This window comes from Dietzia maris (assembly GCF_014144855.1).
Classification (GTDB): Bacteria; Actinomycetota; Actinomycetes; order Mycobacteriales; family Mycobacteriaceae; genus Dietzia; species Dietzia kunjamensis.
Map to the genome: position 1 here is coordinate 1 of NZ_JAALDN010000136.1, position 9591 is coordinate 9591.

Sequence of the window (9591 nt, forward strand, 5' to 3'; positions counted from 1 at the left end):
CGAGCGGCGGGTCGGCCAGTGGAGCGGACAGCACGGCGCCCTGGACCGCGAGGTAGAGCATGGTGGCCATGCGGTCGGGGTCGCGGCCGGCGAGGCGGGCGTCGGCCGCGATGGCGCGGGCGAGGACGTCGCGGAGGAACCCGATGAGTCGGTGCTGGGACGTGCCGAGCCGGCGGAACACGTACTCGGCGAGCATGCCGCTCTCGTGTCGGCGCAGCGCGTCGAGCAGGGGGTCGGTGCGCACCTCGTCGGCCATCGCGCACAGCAGGCGGGCCAACTCGCCGGCATCGTGGACCGCGCCCTCCAGCAGGTCCGGGCCGACGCGCTCGACCACGCCGGTGAGTTCGCGGGTGAGGAGGTCGGCGACCAGTGCCCTGACGTCGGGCCAGTGCCGGTAGAGGGTGGTGCGTCCGACGCCGGATCGGCGCGAGACCTCGACCATCGTGGTGCGGCCGGGGCTGATCTCGAGGATCGCGGCCCGGGCGGCGGTGAGCGCGCGGTCCCGCGTGGTGTGGCGCGAAGGGGAGGAAACGGTCACCGGGCCTCCTTCGCGGCGGGTCCCGCGGGGCGCGGATCGGTGCCGGGTCACCCGACGAAAACCCGTGAGCGGAACAGATCGTGCTCTAGTGTCCCAGTATGAGCGACGTGAACCCCGCTGACAAGCACCGATCCGGCCGCCTGCCGCTACCGCCGATGGACCTGCCCAGGTGGGGGACGGCCGCCGAGGCCACGGAGCTGAGCGAGAGCATCCGCGCCCTGCTGCGCGACGTGCTCGGCGTGACCGCGGAGACCGGGCGGACGTTCGACCCGGCCGCGGTGACCGCCTCGCCCTCGCGACTCACCGACGTCGATCTCGCCGCACTGGCCGACATCGTGGGCCCCGGCGACGTCTCGGTCGACGACGCGCAGCGCCTTCCGCGCGCCCGCGGCAAGTCGACGCCCGACCTGTTGGCGTGGCGGACGAGGCCGGCCGTGGACTGCCCCGATGCGGTGGTGGCCCCGGGGGACGACGACGAGGTGGCCGCCCTCCTGGACTGGTGCACCTCCGAGAAGGTCGCGGTCGTCCCCTTCGGCGGCGGCACTTCCGTCGTCGGCGGCCTGGACCCGGACTCCGGGACGAACAGGGCCGTGCTGAGCGTCGACCTGGCCCATTTCGACGGTCTCGAGTCCATCGACCCCGAGTCGGGGGAGGCGGTCCTCGGGGCGGGCGTCACGGGTCCGCGGGCCGAGGAACTGCTGGCTGAGCACGGTTTCTCGCTCGGGCACTTCCCGCAGTCCTTCCCCTACGCCACGCTGGGCGGTTACGCCATGACCCGGTCCTCGGGACAGAGCTCCGCCGGGTACGGGCGCTTCGACGAGATGGTCAGCGGGCTGACGGTGGTCACCCCGGTCGGCGTGATCGAGGCGGGCCGGGCCCCGGCGTCGGCCGCCGGACCGGACCTGCGGCAGTGGCTCCTGGGATCGGAGGGTGCGTTTGGCGTGTGCACCCGGGTGCGCGTGCGGATCCATCCGGTGCCGGAGGTGGTGCGGCACGAAGCGTTCCGCTTCCCCGACTTCGCCACCGGCGCCGCGGCGCTGCGCGCGGTCGAGCAGCAGGGGACGGGCCCGACGGTCATCCGCCTGTCCGACGAGACGGAGACGATGGTGAACCTCGCCACCGCGACCGAGTCGATCGGCGAGCAGGCCGGGGACGACGAGGACCGCTCCGAGGGGTGTCTGTGTCTCTGCCTGTTCGAGGGCACGGCTGCCCACGCCGGGTCCCGGCACACGGAGACGCGGGAGGTCCTGATCACCCACGGCGGCACCTCGCTGGGCCCGGGGCCCGCGCAGTCGTGGGAACACGGCCGCTTCGGGGCCCCGGTCCTGCGCGATGCGCTGCTGGACAACGGCGCGCTGGTGGAGACCCTGGAGACCGCCACCGACTGGTCCCGCCTGCCGGCACTGCGGGCCGCGGTCACGGAGGCGCTGACCACCTCGCTCGAGGCCTTCGGAACGCCGGCGCTGGTCATGTGCCACATCAGCCACGTCTACCCGACGGGTGCGTCCCTCTACTTCACCGTGGTGGCTGGCCAGCGCGGGCCGGACCCCGTCGCCCAGTGGCTCGATGCCAAGCGGGCGGCCTCCGAGGCGATCGTGGCGGCCGGCGGCACGATCACCCACCACCACGCGGTCGGCGTCGACCACCGCCCGTATCTGCAGTCGGAGATCGGCGAGGTCGGACTGCGGATGCTGCGCGCGGTGAAGAGCGCCGTCGACCCCCACGGCGTGTGCAACCCGGGCACACTCATCCCATGAGCGCGCAGCTGTCCGACCGCCGGATCGGGGCGGTCACGCTGCTGGTCAACCCCGCCGCGGGCGGGGGACGCGGAGAGAAGGTGGCGGGCCGGGCCGCCGACCGGCTGCGCGCGCACGGTCTCGAGGTCACCCGGCTAGCCGGAGGCGGGGCGACCGAGTCCCTCGCGCTGGCGCGGCGGGCGGTGGCCGACGGGACCGACGCGCTGGTGGTGTGCGGCGGAGACGGGATGGTCTCGATCGCCGTGCAGGCGCAGGCCTTCACCGATGTGCCCGTGGGCATCATCCCGGCGGGCACCGGCAACGACCTGGCCCGCGAGTACGGCATCCCCCTGGGCGATCCCGAGGCCGCCGCGGACGTCGTCGCCGACGGCCGGGTCGAGACCGTCGACCTCGGCCGGGCCACCCCGGACGGCGGGGAACCGACGGTGTTCGCCTCGGTGCTGTGCGCCGGGTTGGACTCCAGGGTCAACCGGCGGGTCAACGAGATGGGGATCCTCCGCGGGCCCCTGCGCTATGTCCTGGCCTCGATCATCGAGTTCCCGACCTACCGTCCCCGGCGCTTCCGGATGGTCTTCGACGCCGGACTGCAGACCGAGGACACAGTCGAGACCGAGGTGCTGCTCAGCGCGTTCGCGATCACCCGCAGCTACGGCGGGGACATGAAGATCGCGCCCGACGCGGATCGCGGCGACGGACTGTTCGACGTCTGCTACGTCGGGAAGATCTCCAAACTGCGCTTCATGCGCCACTTCCCCTCGATCTACTCCGGCGGCCACGTGGGCCTGCGCGGCGTGTCGACGAGGCGGTGCCGGACGGTCCGACTCGAGGCCGCGGACGTCGAGGCCTTCGCCGACGGGGACGCCGTCGCGCCCCTCCCGGTGACCGTCGAGGTGCTCCCCGGAGCGGGCCGGTTCCTCGTGCCTCGTCGGCCTCTCCAGTCACATCAGCATCACTGATATATGCTGGTCACAGCGCTGACGACGCTTCAGGCCCGCCCTGATACCTCATCGGCCAATTGGTTCGCTTCAGGCGCACCGAGGCGGCATGATCATCACCATGCGCACCAGTCTCATCGCGTCACTCGCGACGATCGCCGTCACCGCCGCCACCCTTGTGGGTGGGGCCGCGACCGCCTCTGCCCAGACGGCTGACCGGACACTGCCGTCCTTCATCCCGCAGCACCTGATCCCCGCCCATCTGGTGCCCCAGGTGGACGGGCTCGTCTCCCAGGTGCGCGCCGCGTTGCCCCCCGAGGTGTGGGCGGCGGTCGGCTCCAGCGAGATGGCCTACCGGGACGTCGCCGGCATGGCGGTGACCGGGGGTCTGCGCGAGGGCATCGTCCGCGAGATCGACTCGTACCGCGTCGGCCGCGCACTCGGGACGCTGGCGCCGAACCCGGAACTCGACCGTGAGGCCCAGGCCTGGGCCGACCGTCTCGCCGCCCGCGACGAGGTGGTCCACAACACCGCCCTGATCGGCCGTGGCTACGGGGAGAACATCGTCGCCGCCGGGACCCACTGCGGCGCGACCTGCCTCGTCGACCTGTGGAAGAACTCGCCCGGCCACAACGAGAACCTCCTCGATCCCGGTTACCGGTCCGCCGGGATGGGAATCGCCTATTCGAGCGGCGGGAAGGTATTCGTGGTACACAACTTCGCGTACTAGAAGCAGGACCACAAGTAGAAGCCCGACCACTAGTAGAAGCCCGACCACTAATAGAAGCAGCACTCTGACTGAACCACTCGATCCGGCGGCACCGGCGCCCGGGTAGAGCCGAGACGACGGGGGAGACCATGTCCGAACGGATACTGAGAGCACTGAGGCTCAAGACCGATCCGGGGGTGTTCTTCACGACTGTCGGGGTCATCCTGCTCTTCGTCGTGGTGACGTTCTTCGCCGGCGAATGGGTGGGCAGCGTATTCGGCACCGCGTCCGGCTGGATCATGACCAACCTCGGTTGGTTCTACATCTTCGGTGTCACCGCGTTCCTCGGCTTCCTCATCTGGATCGCGCTCAGCCGGTTCGGTCACGTCCGCCTGGGCGGGGACGACGAGCTGCCCGAGCACTCCACACTCACCTGGTTCGGCATGCTGTTCGCGGCCGGGATCGGCACCATCCTCATGTTCTGGGGCGTGGCGGAGCCCATCTCGCACTTCGCGACCCCGCCGCGCGGGGGTGTCGAACCCGGCAGCCGGGAGGCCGCCACCGAGGCGATGGCGTTCACGCTGTACCACTTCGGCCTGCACACCTGGACGATCTTCGCGCTGCCCGCCCTGGCGTTCGCCTACTTCATCTACAAGCGCAAGATGCCGCCGCGGGTGAGCTCGATCTTCGCGCCGCTGCTGGGCGACAAGATCTTCGGCCCGCTCGGCAAGACGATCGACATCGTGGCGCTCGTCGGCACCGTGTTCGGTGTGGCGACGTCGGTCGGCCTGGGCACGCTGCAGATCAACGCCGGCCTGGACGAGCTGTTCGGCATCGCCATGTCCCCGGTCGTCCAGGTCCTCGTCATCGTCGTGGTCACCACCATCGCGTGCATCTCCGTGGCCCTGGGCCTGGAGAAGGGCATCAAGCGGCTGTCCAACCTCAACATCGCGGTCGCGGTCGCGCTGCTGATCTTCGTCGTGGCGACCGGGCCCACCCTCTTCCTGCTCAAGGGCACCGTCGAGTCGCTGGGGATCTACCTGTCGACCCTGCCGGAGCTGGCGCTGTGGAACAACGTCTTTCCTGCCAACGACGACCTGGCCTCGTGGCAGAACACGTGGACCGTCTTCTACTGGGCGTGGACCATCACGTGGTCGCCGTTCGTGGGCATCTTCATCGCCCGGATCAGCCGCGGCCGCACGATCCGCCAGTTCGTCTTCGGCGTCCTCGCCCTGCCGGTGGGCTTCTCGGTGTTGTGGTTCGGCATCTTCGGCATGGCCTCGTTCCACATCGAACTCTTCGGTTCCGGCGGCCTCACCGAGGCGGTGGTCGACGACGGCGACATCCCGGGCGCGCTGTTCGCGTTCCTGTCGAACTACCCGCTGGCCACGCTGCTCTCCGGTATCGCGGTGCTGCTCGTCGTCGTCTTCTTCACCACGTCCGTCGACTCGGCGTCGATGGTCGTCGACATGATGGCCTCCGGCAAGGACGACGACTTCGAGCCCTCGCCGACCCATCAGCGCGTCATCTGGGGCGTGCTCATGGGCGCGGTCGCGGCGACCCTGCTGGCCGGCACGGGCGAGGGCGGACTGACCGCGCTTCAGGAGGTCATCACCGTCATCGGCCTGCCGTTCTTCATCATGGGTTTCGTCATGATGTACAGCCTGGTGCGCGGGATCAGCAATGACATGGGGGAGAGGCCGCCCACGATCACCCGCCAGTGGCGCCGTGCCTACTCGGCCGAGGAGCTCGAGAAGCACGAGGAGGCGCCCTCGCCCGAGCCGGTGCACCCGCTGTACCACATCCCGGGGGACGGGGAGCAGGACGACGGTGCCCCCCTGTCGGCCGGCGACGACAAGGGGACGGCAACCGAGAAGGACTAGTGGCCGCGGACGTCGAGCATCGTCATGCCCGCGTGCATCTCCCACGCGAGGATCTCGGCGCCGTGGTCGCCGGCGGTGACACGCCGCCCCCCGGCGGCGGTCATCCGCGCGGCGTCGCCGGTGTCCATCGGGCCTTCGCCCTCCAGCGTCACCGAGCCCAGGGGCACGTAGAGGTGGAGGTGGGGCGCGTCGGGGAGGTGGACGGACCGGCCGGGTCCCAGCCGCGCTGCGTGCAGCGCGGACGTGCGGTCGCGGATCCGGATGGCGGCACGGTCCGAGTAGGTGGGTAGCCCTCCGGCGACGACGACGAGCTGGTTCTCCAGCTCCGCCGGTTCGATCTCGAGCTGTTCGTACCCGGGATCCCCGCCGGTCTCGTCCGGGACGACCCACATCTGGACGAGGTGGACCGGGTCGGCGGGGGCGGCCTCGGTGCGGACCGAGCCGTCACGCCAGGCGTCGTTGCGTTCGGAGTGCAGGATTCCCGTGCCGGCGCTCATCCGCTGCGCGAGTCCGGGGTAGATGATCCCGCTGTGTCCCTCGGAGTCCTGGTGCACGAGCGAGCCGGACAGGACCCAGGTGACGATCTCCATGTCCCGGTGGCCGTGCGTGTCGAATCCGGAGCCGGCGGCGATGCGGTCGTCGTTGTTCACCAGCAGGCGGCCGAAGTGCGTGTTCATCGGGTCCTGGTAGTTGCCGAACGAGAACGAGTGGCGGGAGTCCAACCACCCGCCGGCGTCGTGTGAGCGCGACCGGGACCGGTGGATACGGATGTCGGACATGGGCTCTGTGCCCCCTCCCCAGAGGTGGATGACGCATCAACTATAGCATCGGCCGGTGGCGGGATGACGCTCTCGCGCGTTCGGTGGCGGCGATGGAGGGGGCACTTTAGGGTTCGAAACGACTGTTCGGGCGATCGTTCAGAACGCCCGTCCAGAAAGATTGTTTATCTGTCAGCGGCCCGGCGCCGACGAGCGTAGAGTGACGGGTGTCACACCGACTAGCGGGAGGTTCCACGATGTTGCAGAACGCGCTGGCCACCACGGTGCGAGTAGGTGTGGCCACGTACAGCGGGGTGGCGCAGATCGTCGTGGACAACACTCTCGGGCGGGTGCTCGACACCAACCCCGACAAGGTCCGGTAGGTCGTCGGGGCCCGTTCTGCTCCTCGGGCGCCCTACTGATCGGCTCCGGGCGTCGCATCCCTGACCTCGCCGACGAGTTCTGCCAGGACGTCCTCCAGGACCAGCAGCCCACGCGGGTCGGGTTCGCCGGGTTCGCGATCGTCGACGACCGCGAGGTGGGCCCGCGCCCGCTGCATCGCCTCCAGGACGTCGTCGAGGGGGGTCTCCGCGGGCACGATCCCCAGTTCGCGGATCCGATCCCGGCGCAGAGGCTGGGACAGGTCGTCGCCGAGGGTGTCCTTGACGTGGACGTAGCCGACGTACGCGCCGCCGCGGCGCACGGGGAACCTCGAGTGCCCCGTCCGCACGCACAGTTGCTGCACGTCTCCGGTGGACCAGTCCTCCTCGATCGAGTCCACCTCCGCGATCGGCCGGAGGACGTCGGCGGCGGTGATGTGATCGAACTCGAGCGCGCCCTCGAGCAGCAGCGTCTCGTCCTCGTCGAGGAGGCCGGAGTCCTCGGCCGCGGCGACCATCCCGTGCATCTGGTCCACCGTGAAAGTGGTCTCCACCTCGGAACGCGGTTCCACCCGCAGTACGTACCTCACCACCGCGTCCGCGGACTTGTTCATCAGCCAGATCGCGGGCAGGAACACCAGCACGAAGACCCGCAGGACCGGGCCGAGCAGGAGGGCCGCGGCCGCGGGCCGGGCGATCGCCATGTTCTTGGGCACCATCTCGCCGAGCACCATGTGCAGGAACGTGACGATGAGCAGGGAGATCACCAGAGCGATCGGGTGGGCGAACCCGGTGGACACGCCCAACCAGCCCAGCGGCTGCTCGATGAGATGGGCGATGGCGGGTTCGCCGACCGCGCCGATGAGCAGCGAGCAGGCCGTGATGCCGAGCTGCGTGGCCGCCAGCGAGAGCGACACGTTCTCCATGCCGCGCAGCGACCACAGTGCGCGCGTGCTGCCCTCGGCCGCGTGCGGCTCCAGGTTGTCGCGCCGCGCGGAGACCATCGCGAACTCCGCGGCGACGAAGAACCCGTTGCCCAGCAGGAGGGCCACCAGGACCAGCAATGCCACGCCGTCACTCATCCGGGTCCACCGCCTCGGGCTCGTCCCGCAGGACGGTGGCGCGCACCTGCTCGGCCCGGTGCGCGCGCAGTGATGCCACCCGCAGGCGCACACGCGCCCGCGTCGGCAGGTCGTCGTCGTCGCGGTTCTCGTGGTCGTGCGCGTCCAACTCGGTCTCGTCGCCGACCCGGGGGAGTCGGTCCACCGCCTCGGACAGGAGCCCGGACAGGGTGGACACCGTCTCCACCGGCGGGATCTCCAGTCGCAGGATGGCGCCCAGTTCGTCGGGCCGCATCATCCCGCCCACGAGCACGGTGTCGTCGTCGACCCACTCGTGGGTGCGCGACGCACGGTCCTGCTCGTCATCGATCTCGCCGACGATCTCCTCCACCAGGTCCTCCAGGGTGACGATCCCCGCGGTCCCGCCGAACTCGTCCACCACCACGGCCATCTGCAGATCGGTCTGACGGAGCAGCCGCATGAGCGGGTCGAGCGTCATCACCTCCGACACCACGGTCGCCTCGGTGGCGATCTCCCGCACCGGCGTCCGGGCGCGCTCGTCGACAGGCACGGCCAACGCCTGCCGGTAGTGGACGACGCCCACCACCTCGTCGACGGTCGCGCCGAGGACGGGGAACCGCGACCGGCCCGTCGCGGCCACCGTGTCGAGCAGGTCCTGCGCGGTGTGGTCACGCAGGAACGTCACCAGCGGACGGGGCACCATCACGTCCGCCGCGCGGTGTTCCCCGAACGAGATCGAGCGGGTCACCAGCTCGGCCGTGTGCGGGTCCATCGCGCCCTGACGGCCCGACCGCGCGGCCGACGCCCGCAGCTCCTCGGGTGACCGTGCCTCGCCGGGTTCCTCCTGCGGGGTGAACCCGAGCAGCCGCAGGACGACGTTGGCGGTGGTGTTGAGGCCCGTGACCAGCCAGCCGAACACCGCCATGAAGATCCGCTGGGGGATCACGACCAGCCGCGCGACCCGCATCGGAGCGGCGATGGCCCAGTTCTTGGGGACCAGTTCGCCGAAGACCATCTGGAGGAAGGTGACGACGACGAAGGCCACCGTCATCGCGATGCCGCGGGCCGCCGGCTCGGACATCCCCGACACGCCGAGGGCGCCGGTGATCAGCTCCCCCACGGAGGGACCGGTGAGGTATCCCGCCAGGAGGCTGCTGACCGTGATGCCCAGCTGGGCCCCCGACAGGTTCGTCGAGGTCCTGGCCAGGGACCCGTCGAGGGTCGTGGCGATGCGATCGCCCTCCGAGCCGGCCGCACGCACGTCGTCCCGGTTGACGGTGAGGAACCCGAACTCGACGGCCACGAACAAGGCGTTGGCACTGATGAGCAGTATCAACGCCAGCGTGAGCGTCAGGGCGATGGCCACGTCAGGCCCGGCTACTGGCCGTCTGCCGTACCGTCCGAGCCGCCCACGGCCTGATCCGGCTGCTCAGGGGTCTGGTACACCTTCTTCTGCTCGGCGCGCTCGGCAGCGCCGTCCCCGCCCGCGCCGGACGTCGCAGCGGAGCTCGCCGCTCCCGCGGAGTCGTGCGGTGTCGCGCCCCCGGTG

General features: G+C 70.5%; 9 protein-coding genes. 5 read left to right on the forward strand and 4 right to left on the reverse strand.

The window, feature by feature from the left end; genetic code table 11:
• The coding region (locus tag G6024_RS05210; RefSeq protein WP_159148226.1) for a TetR/AcrR family transcriptional regulator at nucleotides 1–538 on the reverse strand (538 nt) is incomplete at its 3' end.
• Between the two features lie 155 nt (nucleotides 539–693).
• Between G6024_RS05210 and G6024_RS05215 the strand changes: the two genes are divergently transcribed.
• From G6024_RS05215 to G6024_RS05230, 4 genes are all read left to right on the forward strand, one after another.
• Entirely contained in the window at nucleotides 694–2295 is a 1602-nt protein-coding gene (locus G6024_RS05215; protein WP_159148228.1) for an FAD-binding oxidoreductase, read from the forward strand.
• Nucleotides 2292–3251, forward strand: coding sequence for a diacylglycerol kinase (locus tag G6024_RS05220; protein ID WP_083249470.1), 960 nt, complete (start codon nucleotides 2292–2294; stop codon nucleotides 3249–3251). The genes G6024_RS05215 and G6024_RS05220 overlap by 4 nt, the downstream gene beginning before the upstream one ends.
• 100 nt (nucleotides 3252–3351) lie before the next feature.
• Nucleotides 3352–3960 (forward strand): CAP domain-containing protein, encoded by a 609-nt coding sequence (locus tag G6024_RS05225; protein ID WP_235027765.1) that lies wholly within the window; start codon nucleotides 3352–3354, stop codon nucleotides 3958–3960.
• 128 nt (nucleotides 3961–4088) lie between these two features.
• On the forward strand, nucleotides 4089–5822 hold the full coding sequence (locus G6024_RS05230; protein WP_069388503.1) for a BCCT family transporter: 1734 nt from the start codon (nucleotides 4089–4091) through the stop codon (nucleotides 5820–5822).
• Here G6024_RS05230 and G6024_RS05235 read toward each other — a convergent pair.
• Nucleotides 5819–6601: a pirin family protein gene (locus G6024_RS05235; RefSeq protein WP_069388502.1), complete on the reverse strand. Its 783-nt coding sequence runs from the start codon at nucleotides 6599–6601 to the stop codon at nucleotides 5819–5821. The two genes, G6024_RS05230 and G6024_RS05235, sit on opposite strands and share 4 nt — an antisense overlap.
• 236 nt (nucleotides 6602–6837) lie before the next feature.
• Here G6024_RS05235 and G6024_RS16880 point away from each other — a divergent pair, with 236 nt between their 5' ends.
• Nucleotides 6838–6963: a hypothetical protein gene (locus G6024_RS16880; RefSeq protein ID WP_256821000.1), complete on the forward strand. Its 126-nt coding sequence runs from the start codon at nucleotides 6838–6840 to the stop codon at nucleotides 6961–6963.
• 32 nt (nucleotides 6964–6995) lie between these two features.
• Here G6024_RS16880 and G6024_RS05240 read toward each other — a convergent pair whose 3' ends face one another.
• Both G6024_RS05240 and G6024_RS05245 read right to left on the reverse strand, forming a co-directional pair.
• Entirely contained in the window at nucleotides 6996–8042 is a 1047-nt protein-coding gene (locus G6024_RS05240) for a hemolysin family protein (RefSeq protein ID WP_069388501.1), read from the reverse strand.
• Nucleotides 8035–9408, reverse strand: a complete 1374-nt coding sequence (locus G6024_RS05245; protein WP_069388500.1) for a hemolysin family protein — start codon at nucleotides 9406–9408, stop codon at nucleotides 8035–8037. Before G6024_RS05245 ends, G6024_RS05240 begins: the two co-directional genes overlap by 8 nt.
• Nucleotides 9409–9591 lie beyond the last annotated feature (183 nt).

What these genes read in the sequence shown, in the direction of transcription:
- G6024_RS05215 (WP_159148228.1), top strand. Translation starts at nt 694, where the DNA reads ATGGACCTGCCCAGGTGGGGGACGGCCGCCGAGGCCACGGAGCTGAGC.
- G6024_RS05220 (WP_083249470.1), top strand. Translation starts at nt 2,292, where the DNA reads ATGAGCGCGCAGCTGTCCGACCGCCGGATCGGGGCGGTCACGCTGCTG.
- G6024_RS05225 (WP_235027765.1), top strand. Translation starts at nt 3,352, where the DNA reads ATGCGCACCAGTCTCATCGCGTCACTCGCGACGATCGCCGTCACCGCC.
- G6024_RS05230 (WP_069388503.1), top strand. Translation starts at nt 4,089, where the DNA reads ATGTCCGAACGGATACTGAGAGCACTGAGGCTCAAGACCGATCCGGGG.
- G6024_RS05235 (WP_069388502.1), bottom strand. Translation starts at nt 6,601, where the DNA reads ATGTCCGACATCCGTATCCACCGGTCCCGGTCGCGCTCACACGACGCC.
- G6024_RS16880 (WP_256821000.1), top strand. Translation starts at nt 6,838, where the DNA reads ATGTTGCAGAACGCGCTGGCCACCACGGTGCGAGTAGGTGTGGCCACG.
- G6024_RS05240 (WP_069388501.1), bottom strand. Translation starts at nt 8,042, where the DNA reads ATGAGTGACGGCGTGGCATTGCTGGTCCTGGTGGCCCTCCTGCTGGGC.